This is a genomic window from Fructilactobacillus sanfranciscensis DSM 20451 (assembly GCF_001436035.1).
GTDB classification, from domain to species: domain Bacteria; phylum Bacillota; class Bacilli; order Lactobacillales; family Lactobacillaceae; genus Fructilactobacillus; species Fructilactobacillus sanfranciscensis.
Genome location: NZ_AYYM01000002.1, coordinates 53,773 through 71,403, shown reverse-complemented (window position 1 = coordinate 71,403; position 17,631 = coordinate 53,773). Strand labels below are relative to the sequence as shown.

General features: G+C 32.5%; 25 protein-coding genes, 1 tRNA gene and 2 other annotated features. Of the genes, 25 read left to right on the top strand and 1 reads right to left on the bottom strand.

From position 1 onward, the window contains the following. The first annotated feature begins 1 nt into the window (after position 1). The 15 genes from FD36_RS01180 to FD36_RS01115 all read left to right on the top strand — a co-directional run bounded on the left by FD36_RS01180 (position 2) and on the right by FD36_RS01115 (position 12,020). Positions 2–769 carry a TrmH family RNA methyltransferase gene (locus FD36_RS01180; RefSeq protein ID WP_041817709.1) on the top strand — a complete coding sequence of 256 codons (768 nt, stop codon included), beginning with the start codon at positions 2–4 and terminating at the stop codon, positions 767–769. Positions 770–784: 15 nt separating this feature from the next. After that, positions 785–1,291 (top strand): HDIG domain-containing metalloprotein, encoded by a 507-nt coding sequence (locus tag FD36_RS01175; RefSeq protein ID WP_014081916.1) that lies wholly within the window; start codon positions 785–787, stop codon positions 1,289–1,291. An 8-nt stretch (positions 1,292–1,299) separates the two neighbouring features. Further along, a complete protein-coding gene (locus FD36_RS01170) occupies positions 1,300–1,647 on the top strand; it encodes a winged helix-turn-helix transcriptional regulator (RefSeq protein WP_056957610.1) in 348 nt (115 codons plus the stop codon). 36 nt (positions 1,648–1,683) lie between these two features. After that, positions 1,684–1,884, top strand: a binding site (T-box leader). 42 nt (positions 1,885–1,926) lie between these two features. After that, positions 1,927–2,964, top strand: a complete 1,038-nt coding sequence (gene pheS / locus FD36_RS01165; protein ID WP_056957609.1) for a phenylalanine--tRNA ligase subunit alpha — start codon at positions 1,927–1,929, stop codon at positions 2,962–2,964. Between the two features lie 15 nt (positions 2,965–2,979). After that, complete coding sequence (gene pheT / locus FD36_RS01160) at positions 2,980–5,391, top strand: phenylalanine--tRNA ligase subunit beta (RefSeq protein WP_056957608.1); 2,412 nt, start codon at positions 2,980–2,982, stop codon at positions 5,389–5,391. Positions 5,392–5,417: 26 nt separating this feature from the next. Then, positions 5,418–6,074 (top strand): uridine kinase, encoded by a 657-nt coding sequence (gene udk, locus FD36_RS01155; RefSeq protein WP_056957607.1) that lies wholly within the window; start codon positions 5,418–5,420, stop codon positions 6,072–6,074. A 67-nt stretch (positions 6,075–6,141) separates the two neighbouring features. Next, positions 6,142–6,615, top strand: a complete 474-nt coding sequence (gene greA, locus FD36_RS01150; protein WP_056957606.1) for a transcription elongation factor GreA — start codon at positions 6,142–6,144, stop codon at positions 6,613–6,615. A gap of 159 nt (positions 6,616–6,774) precedes the next feature. Further along, on the top strand, positions 6,775–8,835 hold the full coding sequence (locus FD36_RS01145; protein ID WP_056957605.1) for a peptidoglycan D,D-transpeptidase FtsI family protein: 2,061 nt from the start codon (positions 6,775–6,777) through the stop codon (positions 8,833–8,835). A gap of 122 nt (positions 8,836–8,957) precedes the next feature. Then, the gene (gene rpmG, locus FD36_RS01140) at positions 8,958–9,107 is read left to right on the top strand and encodes a 50S ribosomal protein L33 (RefSeq protein WP_014081923.1); all 150 of its coding nucleotides are present in this window, start codon (positions 8,958–8,960) and stop codon (positions 9,105–9,107) included. A 46-nt stretch (positions 9,108–9,153) separates the two neighbouring features. Next, positions 9,154–9,486 carry a 5-formyltetrahydrofolate cyclo-ligase gene (locus tag FD36_RS01135; protein ID WP_056957604.1) on the top strand — a complete coding sequence of 111 codons (333 nt, stop codon included), beginning with the start codon at positions 9,154–9,156 and terminating at the stop codon, positions 9,484–9,486. After that, on the top strand, positions 9,477–9,695 hold the full coding sequence (locus FD36_RS07020; RefSeq protein WP_082610571.1) for a 5-formyltetrahydrofolate cyclo-ligase: 219 nt from the start codon (positions 9,477–9,479) through the stop codon (positions 9,693–9,695). Before FD36_RS01135 ends, FD36_RS07020 begins: the two co-directional genes overlap by 10 nt. Next, positions 9,682–10,356: a rhomboid family intramembrane serine protease gene (locus tag FD36_RS01130; RefSeq protein WP_056957603.1), complete on the top strand. Its 675-nt coding sequence runs from the start codon at positions 9,682–9,684 to the stop codon at positions 10,354–10,356. Before FD36_RS07020 ends, FD36_RS01130 begins: the two co-directional genes overlap by 14 nt. Positions 10,357–10,382: 26 nt before the next feature. Next, complete coding sequence (locus FD36_RS01125) at positions 10,383–10,610, top strand: YqgQ family protein (RefSeq protein WP_014081926.1); 228 nt, start codon at positions 10,383–10,385, stop codon at positions 10,608–10,610. A 2-nt stretch (positions 10,611–10,612) separates the two neighbouring features. Continuing rightward, positions 10,613–11,578 carry an ROK family glucokinase gene (locus FD36_RS01120; protein WP_056957602.1) on the top strand — a complete coding sequence of 322 codons (966 nt, stop codon included), beginning with the start codon at positions 10,613–10,615 and terminating at the stop codon, positions 11,576–11,578. Positions 11,579–11,606: 28 nt separating this feature from the next. Beyond that, complete coding sequence (locus FD36_RS01115; RefSeq protein WP_014081928.1) at positions 11,607–12,020, top strand: rhodanese-like domain-containing protein; 414 nt, start codon at positions 11,607–11,609, stop codon at positions 12,018–12,020. Between the two features lie 71 nt (positions 12,021–12,091). Here the strand turns inward: FD36_RS01115 and FD36_RS06440 are convergent, their stop codons facing one another. Beyond that, complete coding sequence (locus FD36_RS06440) at positions 12,092–12,268, bottom strand: DUF3042 family protein (RefSeq protein WP_014081929.1); 177 nt, start codon at positions 12,266–12,268, stop codon at positions 12,092–12,094. A 91-nt stretch (positions 12,269–12,359) separates the two neighbouring features. Between FD36_RS06440 and miaA the strand changes: the two genes are divergently transcribed. The 10 genes from miaA (at position 12,360) to FD36_RS01065 (ending at position 17,630) form a co-directional block, all read left to right on the top strand. Beyond that, positions 12,360–13,271 carry a tRNA (adenosine(37)-N6)-dimethylallyltransferase MiaA gene (gene miaA / locus FD36_RS01110; RefSeq protein ID WP_014081930.1) on the top strand — a complete coding sequence of 304 codons (912 nt, stop codon included), beginning with the start codon at positions 12,360–12,362 and terminating at the stop codon, positions 13,269–13,271. Positions 13,272–13,275: 4 nt separating this feature from the next. Next, a complete protein-coding gene (locus FD36_RS01105; RefSeq protein ID WP_056957601.1) occupies positions 13,276–13,794 on the top strand; it encodes a hypothetical protein in 519 nt (172 codons plus the stop codon). 63 nt (positions 13,795–13,857) lie between these two features. Then, a tRNA-Arg gene (locus FD36_RS01100) sits at positions 13,858–13,931 on the top strand. An 89-nt stretch (positions 13,932–14,020) separates the two neighbouring features. After that, positions 14,021–14,094 (top strand) — a sequence feature (ribosomal protein L21 leader region). A 20-nt stretch (positions 14,095–14,114) separates the two neighbouring features. After that, on the top strand, positions 14,115–14,423 hold the full coding sequence (rplU, locus tag FD36_RS01095; protein WP_041817715.1) for a 50S ribosomal protein L21: 309 nt from the start codon (positions 14,115–14,117) through the stop codon (positions 14,421–14,423). 5 nt (positions 14,424–14,428) lie between these two features. After that, positions 14,429–14,749, top strand: coding sequence for a ribosomal-processing cysteine protease Prp (locus FD36_RS01090; RefSeq protein WP_014081933.1), 321 nt, complete (start codon positions 14,429–14,431; stop codon positions 14,747–14,749). 25 nt (positions 14,750–14,774) lie between these two features. After that, positions 14,775–15,071: a 50S ribosomal protein L27 gene (gene rpmA, locus FD36_RS01085; RefSeq protein WP_014081934.1), complete on the top strand. Its 297-nt coding sequence runs from the start codon at positions 14,775–14,777 to the stop codon at positions 15,069–15,071. 114 nt (positions 15,072–15,185) lie between these two features. After that, positions 15,186–15,758, top strand: a complete 573-nt coding sequence (gene efp, locus FD36_RS01080; protein ID WP_056957600.1) for an elongation factor P — start codon at positions 15,186–15,188, stop codon at positions 15,756–15,758. A gap of 33 nt (positions 15,759–15,791) precedes the next feature. Further along, complete coding sequence (locus tag FD36_RS01075; protein WP_056957599.1) at positions 15,792–16,229, top strand: Asp23/Gls24 family envelope stress response protein; 438 nt, start codon at positions 15,792–15,794, stop codon at positions 16,227–16,229. Further along, complete coding sequence (gene nusB / locus FD36_RS01070) at positions 16,219–16,629, top strand: transcription antitermination factor NusB (RefSeq protein ID WP_056957598.1); 411 nt, start codon at positions 16,219–16,221, stop codon at positions 16,627–16,629. Before FD36_RS01075 ends, nusB begins: the two co-directional genes overlap by 11 nt. A 149-nt stretch (positions 16,630–16,778) precedes the next feature. Beyond that, the gene (locus FD36_RS01065; protein WP_056957597.1) at positions 16,779–17,630 is read left to right on the top strand and encodes a bifunctional 5,10-methylenetetrahydrofolate dehydrogenase/5,10-methenyltetrahydrofolate cyclohydrolase; all 852 of its coding nucleotides are present in this window, start codon (positions 16,779–16,781) and stop codon (positions 17,628–17,630) included. Position 17,631: the final 1 nt, after the last annotated feature.

The window sequence follows — 17,631 nt, the reverse complement described above, 5'->3', positions numbered from 1 at the left end:
TATGGAACGAATTGCATCAAAACAAAATAAAAAAGTAAAAGAATTAAAAAAATTAGCAACTGCTAAAGGCCGTAAAAAATCGGACCAGTATTTAATTGAGAGCTGGCATTTAGTCCAAGAAGCGATTAATAATTTACCAAAGAAAGATGTAATTTCAATTTTTGTCACTGATGATCAATATCTTGAGCATGGCTCAGATTTAAAGGATTTAAACGTAATTTCTATTTCTGACGAAATTGCTAGCGAAATTGCATCTACTTCTACCACCCAAGGAATTTTTGCGTTATGCAAAATTAACAATCAATCCTTGTTAGATGTTAAATTAGATGGAGCATGGCTCTTACTTGATGATATTCAAGATCCAGGAAATATTGGGACGATGGTTAGAACTGCAGATGCAGCTGGATTTGCGGGGGTTATATTTGGTGATGGTACTGCTAGCCAATATAATAGTAAAGTACAGCGATCAATGCAGGGTAGCCAATTCCATATTAAATTAGTCAAAGCCCCATTATCATCTGCGGTTGAAAAATTAAAATTACAAAAAACTCCCATTTATGGTACTGAATTAAATCCAGATGCAGTAAATTATAAAGAAATTACTCCATTATCTGATTTTGCTTTGATTATGGGAAATGAAGGTAATGGAATGAATAAGAGTTTATTAAAAGAGACTACTAATAATTTATATATTCCGATTAAAGGAAAAGCAGAATCACTAAATGTTGCAATTGCGGCAGCAGTGATTATGTTTCAAATTATTAAGTAATTTGGAGAACAGATTATGAAGGCAAATGAATGGAAATCTGACCCAGAATTTATGAACTGTATTTCTGATTTATTAGCTTCCAATGAAGTTAAGCAATTAGCTGGTTATACACAACATCATCATTCAACTAGGTTAAAACATTGTATTTATGTTTCTTATGTTAGTTACTTGATTGCAAAAAAAATGAATCTAGATTATCGAGCTGCAGCTCGCGGTGGATTGCTTCATGATTTATTTTATTATGATTGGAGAACCACTAAATTTGATATAGGGACGCATGCATATATGCATCCTCGAGTTGCTTTACGAAATGCTAAAAACATTACGGAGTTAACACCCAAAGAGGAAGATATTATTTTAAAACATATGTGGGGTTTAACTTTAGCTAGACCTAAGTATATGGAGAGTGTGATTGTTTCCTTAGTTGATGATTATGCTGCTGTTAATGAATTTATGTCGCCAGTTGAAAACAGGTTTAAGAGACTATTAAATAACAAAGGTAATCATAAAAAGAATAGGTAGTGATTTTGATGACAAACAGAAAAAAAATAGATAAAGAGAATGGAGATTGTCTTTGTTCTAGGTTTGAAGAAGTTTTTTCCATTTTAGGTAAAAAATGGAATGGAGTAATTATTGAAGCTCTATTGATTGGTGATTCACTTCGTTTTGGAGAAATTGCTAATAAGATTGATGGCTGTAGTGATCGAATCTTAACTGCTAGGTTAAAAGAACTACGTGATTGTGATATCGTCTCACGTAAAACCTTTGATGAATCCTCACTTATTAAGTACGAATTAACAGAAAAGGGAAGAGATTTACAACCAATTATGAAATCAGTTCATGTTTGGGCAGATAAATGGTGTGATGGTAATAAGTAAGTTTGACCATTATTAAGATTTGATTTATAATTTCATTAACTACTGTGAAGAAAGAATTAGTAAGTTACGTTTTAACAGAGAGATTTTGATTGCTGAAAAAAATCATAGTAACTGAATTCGCTTTTGAAGAAGTAGACATAAGCTAATTAAAAAATGTCCGATTGATGTTCGTTATCCATCTAAGAGTGCATACTAATTGTATGAATTTGGGTGGTAACGCGAAGCTTCGTCCCTTGATTGTGGGAGAGGCTTTTTTTATTTGAAAAGGGGGATTTTGTTGTGAGTTTAAAAGAAGATTTAGAAACAATTAAACAAAATGGTTTGAAAGAAATTGACGCGTCAACCGATGTAAAAAGTTTAAATGAAATTCGTGTTCAATTGTTAGGTAAGAAAGGTCCAATTACTCAAGCACTACGTGGAATTTCTAAACTTCCAGTTGAAGAGCGCCCAGTAGTTGGTAGTTTTGCAAATATAATTCGTGATGAGTTAGCAACCGCGATTACCACGAAACAAACAGAATTAGAAAACGCTAAATTAAATGCTAAATTAGCTGAAGAAAAATTGGATGTTACTTTACCAGGTAACCAGGTTGCTTTAGGTCATCCACATGTGATTCAACAAATTATTGATGAAATTGAAGATATTTTCATTGGGATGGGATATCAAGTGTTAAATGGTCCTGAAGTTGAAGAAGATCATTATAATTTCGAAATGATGAACTTACCAAAAGATCATCCTGCACGCGATATGCAAGATACTTTCTATATTACTAAAGAAATTTTAATGAGAACTCATACTTCACCAATGCAAGCACGTTCTCTAGAAAAACATGATTTTAGTAAAGGTCCATTAAAGATGATTTCACCAGGGGTGGTTTTCAGACGTGATACCGACGATCCAACTCATTCCCACCAATTCCATCAAGTAGAAGGAATTATGATTGATAAACATATTACAATGGCTGATTTAAAGGGAACTTTAGAAACGATGACGCATAAGTTATTTGGTGATAAGTTTAAAGTTCGTCTTCGTCCTAGTTACTTTCCTTTTACCGAACCATCAGTGGAAGCAGATATTACTTGCATGAATTGTGGTGGTAAAGGTTGCGACGTTTGTAAAGGATCTGGCTGGATTGAAGTTCTAGGGGCTGGAATGGTTCATCCCAATGTGCTTAAAATGGCTGGCGTTGATCCAAAAGAATATGGTGGATTTGCCTTTGGAGTCGGTCCTGACCGTTTTGCCATGTTGAAATACGGTGTAAATGATATTCGTGATTTCTATCTTGACGACTTAAGATTTTTATCACAATTTGATTAATTAGGAGGAATTGAAATGTTATTATCATATGATTGGCTTAAAGATTATTTAGACATTAATCTTTCTCCAGAAGATCTGGGTGAAAAAATTGAAAGAACTTCCGTTGAAGTAGATTCTGTTTCTAAAAGAAGTGACGGGCTTAAAAAAATTGTTGTTGGTAAAATCATTTCTTTTGAAAAACATCCCGATGCTGGACATTTAAACATTTGCCAAATTGATGTTGGTGAAGATGAACCGCTTCAAATTGTTTGTGGTGCACCCAATGTTGAAGTAGGTAAAAAAGTAATTGTTGCTTTATCCGGAGCTCGGGTTGGTGGAAACATCAAAATTAAAAAAGCCAAGATGCGTGGTGTACAATCAAACGGAATGCTTTGTGGATTAGATGAAATTGGCTTTTCTAAAGATGTTGTGCCTGATGAATGGAAAGATGGAATTTACTTTTTACCAGATGATGCTAAATTAGGTAATTCGGTTTTTGATTATCTTGGTATGAACGACCCATTAATTGATTTAGACGTTACCCCTAATCGTGGTGATATGTTAAGTTTACGTGGTGCTGTTTATGACTTAGCAGCTGTTTTTGATCAAAAAGTTAACTTTGATGAAAAAGCGGGTAAGGAATTAGGGCAAACAGAATCCAAGACCGATATTAAGGCTCATGCGGATGAAGATCTTGCTCCTATCTATAAGCTTAAGGTAGTTAAGGATGTAGAAGTAAAGCCAAGTCCACTATGGCTCCAAATTAAATTATGGAATTTAGGTATTAAACCAATTAATAATGTAGTAGATATTACTAACTTAGTAATGATGAAATTGGGACAACCTTTACATGCTTATGATTTAAGTAAGATTGCTGATGGTGATTTAAGAGTTCGTCGAGCTAAACCAGGTGAAAAGATTACAACTTTAGACGAAGAAGAACGTGAATTATCGGCACTAGATGTTGTTATTGCAGATTCTGAAAAGCCAGTCGGGTTAGCAGGTTTGATGGGTGGAAATGATGCTAAAGTTACTAAAGATACTACTGATATCGTAATTGAAGCTGGCGTTTTTGCTCCAGTTGCGACTCGTAAGATGGCTCAAAAAGAATTACTTCATACTGATGCATCTCAACGCTTTGAACGTGGAATCGACAAAGGCAATGTAGAAAATGCATTAAACTATGCAGCTGGATTAATTCAAGACCTTGCTAATGGACGTGCTAGCCAAGGAGTGGTTATTGGAAGTGACGAAGTTGTTAAACCAGTTACTATTTCAATTTCTGCTGAACGCATTAATCACGTTTTAGGAACCTCGTTAAGTGAGAAAGAAATTACTGATATTTTCCATCGTCTAGGCTTTACAGTTGAAAATAAAGATCATGAGATGTTGGTTACCGTTCCAACTAGATGTTGGGATATTAAAATTGATGCTGATTTAATTGAAGAAGTGGCTCGGATTTATGGGTATGATAATATTCCTGTAACACTACCAGTTACCGTTACTACTGAAGGAAGTTTTACACCTAAACAACAATTAATCAAAAATTCTCGTAAAATTTTGCTTGGAGAAGGACTTACTCATGCAATTTCTTATTCGCTAACTACAGAAGCCAAGGCAAAGATGTTTTTACTAAATGATAGTAATGAAACCAATTTGCAATGGCCAATGACTAATGATCATGCTGTGTTACGTATGAATTTACTTTCGGGATTATTAGATGATATTGCCTATAACCAAGCTCGTGGCGTTGAAGATGTTCCTTTCTTTGAACAAGGACGGGTATTTTTCCGCGAAGCTGATCAAGTTCGTCCAACTGAAGTTGAACACATTGCAGGAGCAATTTCTGGTTCATTAGCTCAATCAACTTGGAATCAAAAAGCTACCCCAATGGACTTCTTTGGAATGAAAGGAATTGTGACTAAATATCTTGAAACGTTATCATTAGCTGATGAAATTTCATATGAAGCAACTGATTCAATTTCAGAAATGCATCCAGGACAAACAGCTTTAATAAAACTTGGTGATGAAGTGATTGGATTTGTTGGTCAAGTTCACCCATCAACAGCTAAAGCTTTCAAAATTAAGCCAACGTTTGTTTTTGAACTTGACTTAGATAAATTAGTTACAGCTAAGAAAAGTGAACAACAATACCAACAAGTTAGTCCATTTCCAAAGATTAGTCGTGATATGGCAATGTTAGTTAATGATGACATTACTAATGCACAAGTTTATGCTATTATTAAACGTCGTGGTGGAGCCTTCTTGAAGAAAGTTACTTTGTTTGATGTTTATGATGGTGAACACGTTCCAGCAGGCAAAAAGTCATTAGCTTATTCTTTGACTTTTGAAAATCCTAAAGAAACTCTTAAAGATGAAGTTGTAAACAAAGCAGTTGCTAAAATTACTAAACATCTTCAAGATGAACTTGATGTTGAAATTAGATAGTTTCAATTTAGAAGGGAAACTGACAAATGGCAACCAAAAAAAGACCTATTATTATTGGTGTAACAGGTGGTTCTAGTAGTGGAAAAACCACCGTTAGTAAATCAATTTTGCAACGTTTGCTTGGGCACTCGATTAGTATCATTCAACAAGATTCATATTATAATGATCAATCTGATATGACTATTGAAGAACGTAAAAAAGTTAATTATGATCATCCTGATGCTTTTGATGATGATTTATTAGTTAAGCATTTGAATGATTTATTGAATTACAAATCAATTGAAAAGCCAGTTTATGATTATACAAAATTCACGAGAAGTAAAGAAACTAAAATCCAAGAACCAACTGATGTCATTATTTTAGAAGGAATCTTGATTTTAAATGATAAACGACTTCGCGATTTAATGGATATTAAAGTTTTCGTAGATACCGATGATGATATCCGTTTAATTCGTCGGATTAAGCGTGATATTGCTGATAGAGGTCGTTCATTGGATTCAGTTATTCAACAATATTTAGCGACCGTTCGGCCCATGTACCATCAATTTGTTGAGCCTAGTAAACGATATGCTGATATAGTTATTCCCCGCGGTGGTAAGAATGTTGTGGCAATCGATTTGCTTGTTACAAAGGTTCAGGCAATCTTTGGTAATGATAATCCCAATTCTTTGATTGATTATTAATAATTTTGTTTGAAAAAGTTTGAGATTAATGTTAATTTTAAGTTGAATAAAATAATGAGGTGTTTAAATGGCTGAAGATGTATATCCAATGACCAAGTATGGTCAAATTAAGCTAGAAAAAGAACTTGAAGATTTAAAAACTAATCAACGTCCACATGTAATTGAACAAATTAAGATTGCAAGAAGTTATGGTGATTTATCAGAAAATTCAGAATATAAATCAGCAAAAAATGAGCAAGCACTATTAGAAAGCCGTATTAATACGGTTGAACATATGTTGCAGTTCGCTCAAATTGTTGATGATATTAAAACTGCTTCTGATGAAGTGAGTGTTGGTAAAACTGTAACATTTAAAGAATTACCTGACGAAGAACCAGAAGAATATCAAATTGTAGGAGCAGCTGAGGCTGATCAACTTGCTGGGAAAGTATCAAATGATTCACCAATTGCTCGTGGCCTTTTGGGACACAAGGTTGGAGAAAAAATTGATATTGAAATTCCAGATGGAACAATGCATGTTGAAATTTTAGGTGTCGATTAAATATAAAAAAAGATGTTAGGCAATTTGCCTAGCATCTTTTTACTTAATTTTAATTTATGTTTGTTGCGGAACCGCTTTTATAATGCGATAATTAAGCTAATTGTTTAAATTATGAAATGAATTTAATTTAAAATTATATGATAAAAAGGGGTAACTGCTGTGGGTAACTTTTTTGGAAAATTTTTCAAAAAGCGGACACGTTCAACAAGACAAACAAATGAGTCTAATACAATTCCGTTTCGTTTGAATTTGATTTTCTTAGTAGTTGGATTATTATTTATTGTGTTAATTTGGAAATTAGCTGATTTACAAATTATTCAAGGCAATTATTTCAAATCAACCGTGAATCAAACCAGTAATTATGTTAAATATGGTAATGTAGCTCGTGGAAAAATTTATGATGCAACTGGAAAATTAATGGTTGGAAATGAGAACCAAAGGGCAATCACTTATACTAGATTGCCAAGCGTATCATCAAAAGACATGTATCAAACAGCAACGAAATTAGGAGACTATATTACAGTTCCTACCAATCGACTTACTAAAAAACAAATTGCAGAATATTATCTAGCAAATCCTGAAAATCAAGCAAGCGCTAAAAAGAAAATTAGTGGCGCTGCTTCAATGAGTCCCAATCAACAACAAAAGGCAGAAATTAATAAATTTATAGCCGGCAAAATTACTCCAGTTACTAATGACATGAAAAATGCAGCTGCAATTTTTAATTCTATGAGTGGTGCATATACTTTATCAACTACTTATATAAAATATAATCACGTATCTGATAGAGAAATGTCGTTAGTTGGAGAACATCAATCTGATTTGCCTGGAGTTGAAGTTGGTAGTAATTGGGTGAGAAATTATCCTCAAGGAAAAGAAGTTCGAACTGTGACTGGATCGGTTTCATCAAATAAATCTGGTCTTCCAGAGGATCGTGTTAATAGCTTATTGGCTCAGGGATATTCACAAAATGAATCAGTTGGTATTAGTGATCTTGAATCACAATATGAACCAGTTCTAAAAGGTTCTAAATCGCAAACTCAATTCAAAGTTAACAGTAGTAATCAAATTATTTCACAGGTTGTTAAATATCCAGGTCAAAATGGAGATAATTTGCAACTTACGATTAATTCAAAATTTCAAAATGATTTACAAAAAATTGTTAGAAAAGACCAAGCTGGTGGATATTCAACTGGTACTTATGCTGTCGTAATGAATCCTTACACTGGCGGAGTAATTGGTATGGCTGGTGTAGATCGTGATCCTAAAACAAATAAAGTTACACAAAACGATGTGGGTGTCATTAATCGTCCCATTACAATGGGATCAGTGGTAAAACCGGCTATGGAATCTGGAGCTTTGATGAAAGGAATTATAACCCCTGAAAACAGTACGCAAACTGATCAACCAATCAAAAATGGTGGCGGGGTCAAATCATCTTGGTTTAACACTAATGGTAGTCATAATATTCAATTAACAGCCCAAGATGCTTTGGAAGTTTCTTCAAACTCATATATGATGCAGTTAGCAATGAAAGAAGCAGGTTTTAAATATGTACCAGGTGCAGACTTAGATATGAATCCTTCAATTTTTGAAACCTTAAGAAACAATTTTAAACAATTTGGTTTAGGTGTTAAAACTGGAATCGATTTGCCAGGAGAATCAGCTGGAATTGAAGGACCAACAGGTTTTGCTAATATTGGTAAAGCACTTGATGAATCATATGGGAACTATGATGGCTATACTACAATTCAATTGGCCCAATATGTTGCGACAATTGCTAATGGTGGCTATCGTTTGAAACCACAACTAGTACAAAATATTCGAGGAATTAATAAAGAAAATAAAAAGTTAGGTGCTATTAAAGATACAATCAGACCTAAAATTTTAAATCAAATTCCAATGACACAATCTCAAAGAAATGTTATTCTCCAAGGAATGTATAAAGTTGTTCATGGAACCAGTCCATATCGAACTGGAGAACTTCTTAATACTGTAAAACCAGAGATTGCGGCTAAGACTGGTACTGCGCAAACATTTTACGATGGTAACCAAACGACTACGCTTAGTTTAATTGCAATGGCACCAGCGAAAAATCCGAAAGTGGTTGTTGCATTAGCAATGCCAAATATGCCTGCTGAGTCTGGTAGAAATAACGGTCAATTAGCAACTGATATTTTAAATGCTTATTGGAAAGATGTTGAAAATGCTCCAAAATAAGCGTCAAGTATAATTACTTAACATTATTTTGAATAATTGCTAGAAATTATTTTGAAAAAATGTTATGATTAATTATGTTACTATTGATAAATTAAAAAAGCATCTGTTTGGAGGTATTTACCATGCGTGTACACATTACATTAGAATGTACTGAATGCCACGAACGCAATTACTTAACTTCTAAAAATCGTCGTAACAATCCCGATCGTTTAGAATTAACAAAGTACTGCCCTCGTGAAAGAAAAGCAACTTTACATCGCGAAACAAAATAAAGATTTTGAGCCTAGAGCTCAAAATCTTTTTTATTATGGTGAAAAAATGAAAAGAAAAATCAGAAAAAGCATTTTAAATTTAATGAAAAAAATTCCAATTAATGAAGAATCGTTATATAAAAAATTGTTTGAATCAAGTTTATGGAACGATGCAAAAACAGTGGCCTTGACAATGAGTACTGATGATGAACTAAATACAATGCCAATTATCGAACGAGGGTTAGCTGAAAAGAAACAAATCCTAATTCCAAAAACTTTTGCAAAAGGTAAGATGGAATTTTTTGAATTCACCTCGATTAATGATTTATGTAAAACAAAATTTGGAATTTTAGAACCTAATGGAGAACAAGAACCAATTAAAAAAATGAAATTGATTTAATAATTGTCCCTGGAATTGCATTTTCAAAAATAAATAATCAGAGAATTGGTTACGGTGGTGGGTTTTATGATCGTTATCTACAAAATTATCAAGGTAAAACAGTTAGTTTAGTTAGAAAAATTCAACTAGTTGATTCAAAATGGATCCCAGAATTAACTGATGTACCAGTTCAAAATTTAATAGTTGAGGAAATTAATGATAAAAAATAGTTTGGCTAAGAAACCCATTATTACATATTTTTTAATTGGAATAATGGTCATTTATTTTATATTTATGACATTTGCTGGTGGTACCAGTAATAATAACGTTTTAATTGAATTTGGTGCTGAATACAATCCTCTAATCAAAGCAGGTCAGATATTGAGATTAATAACACCAATCTTTATCCATATTGGATATCAACATTTAATTTTAAATATGATTGTTTTATACTTTTTAGGCAGTATAATAGAAAAATTTTATGGGCATTTTCGTTATTTGATTATTTTTTTAGTTTCGGGAATCGTAGGTAATTTATTTAGTTTTGCTTTTGAAAATGGAATTTCAGCGGGTAGTAGTACCTCTATTTTTGGATTGTTTGGTGCTTATTTTGTTTTATATTTAAATTTGAAAAATAATACATTTATTCAAAATAATGCAAAAACATTTTTAATTTTTATAATTTTAAATTTTATTTTTGATTTATTTATTCCATCGATTAGCATAATCGGTCATTTAGGTGGATTAATTGGTGGCATTTTGATTAGTTTAGTTTTAGGAATAAAGGGATTTAAAACTTTAAATAAAAAATGTATAATATTTTATGCAAACGCTTTAATTATTGTTATAATGGTATTGTACTATATTGGTTTATATCATTTACACAAATAAGATATTATTTAGGATGATAGCTATGTATGAAAACTTTATATGATGTGCAGCAACTTTTGAAAAAGTTTGGCATTTATGTTTATGTAGGTAAACGAATTTGGGACATTGAAGTGATGGCTTTGGAACTTGATCATTTATACAAGGCAAAGATTATTTCTAATAAAGAATTTGTCTCAGCAAAATTAGTTTTAACTCATGAGCATAAGATTGAAGAACTTAAAATAAAAAAATTAAATAACGGTGGAGGTTTATAGTTATGTCAAAAGGTTTAATTGGTATTGATTTAGGTGGTACAACTACAAAAATGGCCTTTCTCAATGAAGATGGTGAAGTTTTAGAAAAATGGAGAATTTTGACTGATATTAGTGATAATGGAAGTCATATCGTTCCTAATATTATTAAATCAATTTCAAAACATATTGAAGATTCAGGTAAAACAACTGATGATTTTATTGGAATTGGAATGGGAACTCCTGGTGCTGTTAATCGTGAAAATGGAACTGTGTCAGAAGCTTTTAATTTAAACTGGAAAACTACCCAACCAATTCGTAAAGATATTCAAGCAGGTCTAGGTTTACCTTTTGATTTAGATAACGATGCAAACGTTGCTTCACTTGGTGAATATTGGAAAGGTGCTGGTAGTAACGAAGATGATATTGTTTTCGCTACTCTTGGAACTGGTGTTGGTGGTGGAGTTATTGCCAACGGTAAATTGCTTCATGGAGTAAACGGTGGAGCAGGTGAAATAGGTCATATTACTGTTCAATCAAATGGTTATTTATGTACTTGTGGTAAAAGGGGATGTCTAGAAACTTATGCATCTGCAACTGGAATTGTTAGAGTAGCTGATGATATGGCTAAAGAATTCAATGGAACATCACGTTTGAAGGAACTTATTGATGATGGTGATGAAAAGATTACCTCAAAACTTGTGTTTTATCTTGCAGATAATGGAGATATTTTAGCTAATCAAGTCGTTGATCGGATTTGTTTCTATCTTGGATTAGCTCTTTCAATGATTGGTAATACATTAAACCCAGCAAGTATTATTATCGGTGGTGGAGTTTCTAATGCGGGTAATACTCTATTACAACCTACTACTAAATACTTCCAACAAAATGCGTTTCCATCAGTTAGAGACTCAACTAAGATTAAATTAGCTAAACTTGGAAATGATGCTGGAGTAATTGGTGCTGCATCAATGGCATTACAGTTTAGATAAAAACTACTAAAGAATGGGGTAGATTTAAATGTCTGGTTTCGCCAGTTTTTTGAACTCAATTACCATGTTTTTAGTGGCAATTGTTGTTATTATTGCACTTTGGTCAGCGGTACATTATTTTAATGTATTTCGGACTAAGCGCTATGCTAAATTTCTTTCAGAAGATGAGTTTCGACAAGGAATTAGAAAGGCTCAAGTAATTGATTTAAGAGAAGCTAATGCCTTTTCTAATGGTCATATTATGGGTGCTCGTAATATTCCTTACTCAACCTTTAAAAATTTTTACACTGATCTTCGTCCTGATTTGCCAGTGTTTTTGTATGATCAAACTAAAACACTCAGTATGAGAGCAGCTAAATTTTTAAATAAAAAAGGTTTTAAAAACATTTCCATCTTGGATGAAGGTTACCAAAAATGGGATGGAAAAGTTAAAAAGGGTTAAAATTGATTCTTGAGTAAAATAAAAACCTTATCATAACCGTCATTACGATTGTGATAAGGTTTTTTATTTTGTTAACCTAGGTGTGAAGAGCCAGATTTTCTTAATGATTTTTTACGGTTTTCTTCAGCTTTTTGTTCTTGTGATTCAATTGGTTCAACTACTGCTTTTTTAAATGAGAATAGAACTCCGGCGGTAAGACCAATCATAGTAGCTACACCAGTAGCAAAACCTTTTCCAAATTTATGCATAATAAACTAACCTCCATATTATTATTTCCATGTTTATTATGCGTTATTTAATGTAATATATCCAGTATCAGCTATGAGGTAAAAGATGATTATGAAAAAAATATTAATTATTGTGGGACCAACGGCAGTTGGTAAAAGCGATTTAGCAATTAAATTAGCCAAAAAGTTTAATGGTGAAATCATTTCTGGTGATTCGTTACAAATTTATCGTAAATTAGATATTGGGACTGCAAAAGTCCAAACAAAAGACCAAGATGGAATTAAACATTATTTAATTGATACAAAAGAAATTGATGAGGAAAATAGTGTGGTTGATTTTGTTCATGATGCAGGGAAACTAATTAATCAAATCTCTAGTACTGGAAAGTTACCAATTATTGCAGGGGGAACAGGCTATTATATTCAAGCTTTGATTAATGGTTTAGCTTTAGGTGGAGAAAATAGTTCTGATAAAAAAATAAAAGCCGATTTAGAAAAAGAATTAGCCTCGACTAATAGTGAACATATGTGGAGTCAACTAAAAGAAATTGATCCCGATGCAGCCATAAAAATTCCAAAAACTAATTCTCGTAAAATCATTAGAGCTTTAGAGGTTTATAAAGCCACCGGTAAAAAATTCTCAGATCAGCAAAATCAGAAGAAACAATACGATGCCTTAATTATTGGATTAAATTGTAATCGAGCGTTACTTTATCAAAGAATTAATCAGAGAGTTGATTTGATGATGAAAAGTGGATTGCTTCAAGAAAACGAATGGTTATATGCAAATGGTGGGGTAAATAATCCTGCATGTAAAGGAATTGGTTATCGTGAGTTCAATGCATACTTTAACAATCATCAAAGTTTATCTGCTACAATAGATGCAATTAAACTTGATTCACGTCACTACGCTAAAAGACAGCTAACGTGGTTTAGAAATAAATTAAATACTAATTGGTTTAATTTAGTTGAACATCCAAATGAAATAAATGATATTGATTTATTAATCAGAAAGTGGAGATGATCCTTTGAATATCGAAACAATGTGTAAACAAACAGTTAATTTATATCGTCAGTATGATGCTAAACGTCAATTTATTTGGAAAGACACTGAACATTTATCTTCTATTTTAGTTTCTTTGAATATTCATTTAGGACAGTTAGCGGAAGTTTGCGGCCTAGACTATACTAAAATTGATGGGATTACAGATTCATCTAAAGAATTACGGTTAGAAAAACTGGTTGTAGTGATGCAAGATTTTATTTTACTTTCAACTATTTGTAATTGGACAGATAAACTATCTATAAGCGAAAAGGAAACTAAGCGATTAACCATTTTACCCAAGGATGATAAAAACCAGTTGAACATCCTTTATTTATCAATTGAGAATATGTTGCTAAAATCTTTTTATGAGAAAGATGTAATTGCTTTTCGTCATGCATGGATTTTATTTCTTAAATGGGGTAAAACAGATTTGAATTTTACTGAGAATGAAATTCAAGTTGCATTTCAGAAAAAAATAGAAAAAGATTTGAAACTTATTTAATTTCCTATTGACTTAAGGTTATAAAATTCATATAATTATTATTGTTCTGTTAAAGAACAATATGTCGCAGTAGCCCAGTTGGATAGAGCAACGGTCTTCTAAACCGTAGGTCGAGCGTTCGAGTCGCTCCTGCGACATTTTTAAAAGAAATGCTTAATGCATTTCTTTTTTTATTGACTTTTTTAGTTTATTTATTATATAATAACTATGTTGTACTTGTGAACTCTCACAGCTACAACCGCACATTCTGAGTATTAAGTCCGTTTTCGGCGCTCAGCTATGGCGAGTCTAAGCATATTATTTTAAGGAGGTGCATGTACATGTACGCAATTATCGTTACAGGTGGAAAACAATACAAAGTTTCTGAAGGTGAATCAATTTTCGTTGAAAAATTAGATGCAGCTGCAGGTGACAAAGTAACTTTTGACCAAGTTGTATTTGTTGGTGGAGACAATGCTAAAGTTGGAACTCCATTAGTAGACGGTGCTTCAGTTGAAGGATCTGTTGAAAAACAAGGTAAACAAAAGAAGATTACTATCTTCCGTTACAAACCTAAGAAGGGTTCTACTTCTAAAAAAGGTCATCGTCAACCTTACACTAAAGTTAAGATTGAAAAAATTAACGCTTAATTATTATGATTAAAGCAAAGTTTAATTCTCAAAAGAATCTAATTACTGGATTTACATTATCTGGTCATGCAGATTCTGGCGAGTATGGGCATGATATTGTTTGTGCTGCTGTTTCTGTTCTATCAATTTCAACGGTTAATGGTCTAAGCCAGGTCGCTGGTATTAAACCAATGGTTGATCAAGATGAAAAAAATGGCGGTTATCTAGCTGTAACAATTAAAGATATAGATTTAGATAACATTCGAGTACAAGCATTATTATTATGCTTTAAAAATGGTATTAGTGATATTGCAAAACAATATGATCAATACATTAAAGTTCAATAAATTTTAATATGGAGGTGTATCGCACATGCTTAAAATGAATTTACAATTCTTCTCTCACCATAAAACCGGTGGTTCATCATCTAACGGTCGTGACTCAGCTGGTCGTCGTTTAGGTACTAAGGCTGCTGATGGTTCAACTGTTACAACTGGTTCAATCATTTACAGACAACGTGGAACTCACATCTATCCAGGTGTTAACGTTAAACGTGGTTCAGATGATACTTTATTCGCACTTGCTGATGGTGTCGTTCGTTTCGAACGTTTAGGAAGAGACAAACGTCAAGTTTCTGTTTATCCAGAAGCTGAAACTGCAAATAAGTAAATAAAAATTTGAGACTCGCTTAATCGTGAGTCTTTTTTTATGCAATTAGCTAATTCACTTGATTTAGACTAGTTACAATTGATATGATTGAAAGTAAATATAGGGGGCTTTATTATGGCTATTTCAACTGCAAAATTTAAAAACGGATTGACTATCGAAGTTGATAATGCAATCTGGAAGATTTTAGAATTCCAACACGTTAAACCTGGTAAGGGTGGAGCTTTTGTTCGTACTAAACTTAAGAACTTAAGAACTGGTGCTGTTCAAGAAAAAACTTTCCGTTCTGGTGCTAAAATGGAAAAAGCAGAAATCAATACTATGAAGATGCAATATCTTTATGATGATGGTACTGGTTTAGTATTTATGGACAATGACACTTTTGATCAAATTACAATTCCACGTGAAGATTGTAAGGAAGCAATGAAATACTTACAACCCAACATGGAAGTTCAAATCATGCAATACAAGGGTGAAACTCTTGGAATTGAATTACCAAAGACTGTTAGCCTTGAAGTTGCTGCTACTGAACCAGGAATCAAAGGTGATACTGCATCTGGTGGTTCAAAATCAGCTACTATGAGTACTGGTGTTACGTTACAAGTTCCTTTCTTCGTTAACCAAGGTGATAAATTAATTATCAATACTACTGATGGTTCTTACATTTCACGTGACAAAGAAAGTAAATAAAAAATAATTATTCTTGAATTGGAGGCTATGAAAATGGCAGCAGAAGAACAATTTATTACTTTAGATAATAAAAAAAGTGATTTAGGTAAAATTAAAGTGGCACCCAATGTTATTGAAGTGATTACCAGTATTGCAACAACTGATGTTGATGGTGTTAACAAAATGCGAGGCAACTTTTCTTCAAGTGTTCAAGGATTATTTGGTAGAAAAGAACGTAGTCACGGAGTTAAGCTAGTGTTTAATGATGATGATAACTTGGATGTTGATGTATTTGTTTACCTTGATTATGGAGTTTCAGTTCCTAAAGTAGCACTTCAAATTCAAGATCAAGTTAAGCAACAATTACTTTTCATGACTGATTTACAGGTTGGTTCTGTCAATGTTCATGTTGAAGGTGTAGTTCCTGAAAAGGCTACAAAAGTTGATACTGATAGCTTGTTCGACAATGATGGAGAAAAAAGTGAAAATTAACAGACATCAAATCAGAGAATATGTATTTCAAACTTTATTTGCAATGCAAAGTAATGATGAATTAAATTTAGATTATTTTTTTAAATATCTAACTGACAATGATGAAGCAGTTGCACCAGATTACTATAAAGAATTAGTTAATGGTGTTGAAGATAATAAAGAAAAAATCGACAAAATTATTGAATCATATTTAGACTCAAAATGGACGCTTAATCGTCTTAATAAGTCAGATTTAATCATTCTTGAAATTGCAATCTACGAAATGAAATTTGTAGAAAATGTTCCAGCAAAAGTTGCTATTAATGAAGCACTTGAATTATCAAAGAATTTTAGTGATGACAAGTCAATTAACTTTATTAATGCTATCTTAGATAAAATTATGAACGATACTGAAAAATAATTCTCAAACGCCACAAGAATCCTACGATAACAGCTCAAAAGCTACTATCGTAGGATTCTTGTTTTTTTATAATTATATTTTGTTTAATCAAGGTGTTTAATTTTGGAATATGCTAAAATTAAGTTAAAAATGAAGTGCGGGGATTCAACATGGTAAAAATAATTGATGGTCGAAAAGTCGCAAAACAATTAAATGAGTCTACGAAACAAAAAGTTCGTGAACTAGCAAAAAAGGGTGTAACCCCCGGTATAGCAGTTATTTTAGTTGGAAATAACGATGCTAGTAGAAGATATGCTCATATGAAGGAAAAGAAAGCAAATGAATTAGGGATTAATTCAATTATGAAGACTTTTTCGGAAGATGTTAGTGAGAAAGTAGTAATTGATACAATTAATAAATTGAATAGTAATCCCAAGGTTAATGGAATTCTAGTTCAATCACCTTTACCAAAACATATTAATGAACAAAAAGTAATTAATACAATTTCACCCGAAAAAGATGTTGATGGCTTTAATCCTATTAATATTGGAAATTTATTCTTAAATTTGGATGAAAAATATCCAGTTGCTTGTACACCCAAAGGAATAATGACGTTACTAGAAAAATACCAAGTAAATCTAGATGGTGCAAAGGTGGTAATTGTTGGTCGTAGTTCAATTGTAGGGAAGCCAATGTTGGCTTTGATGTTGAATGCAAATGCAACAATTACAGTAGTACATAGTCATACTAAAAACTTGAAAGCTTATACCCAAGCTGCTGATATTGTTATTTCTTCAGTTGGAAAATATAAGACTCTTGAAGATAAAGATTTTAAACCAGGCGCCTATGTAATCGATGTAGGGCAAAATTTAGATTCAAATGGTAAATTAGTCGGTGATGTTAATTACGACCCTAAAACAAGTAAAATTGGCTATATAACGCCTGTTCCTGGGGGAGTTGGTCCAATGACGATTGCCACGTTAATGCAACAAACTGTCGAAATGTGTGAATGGGGACTTTAAT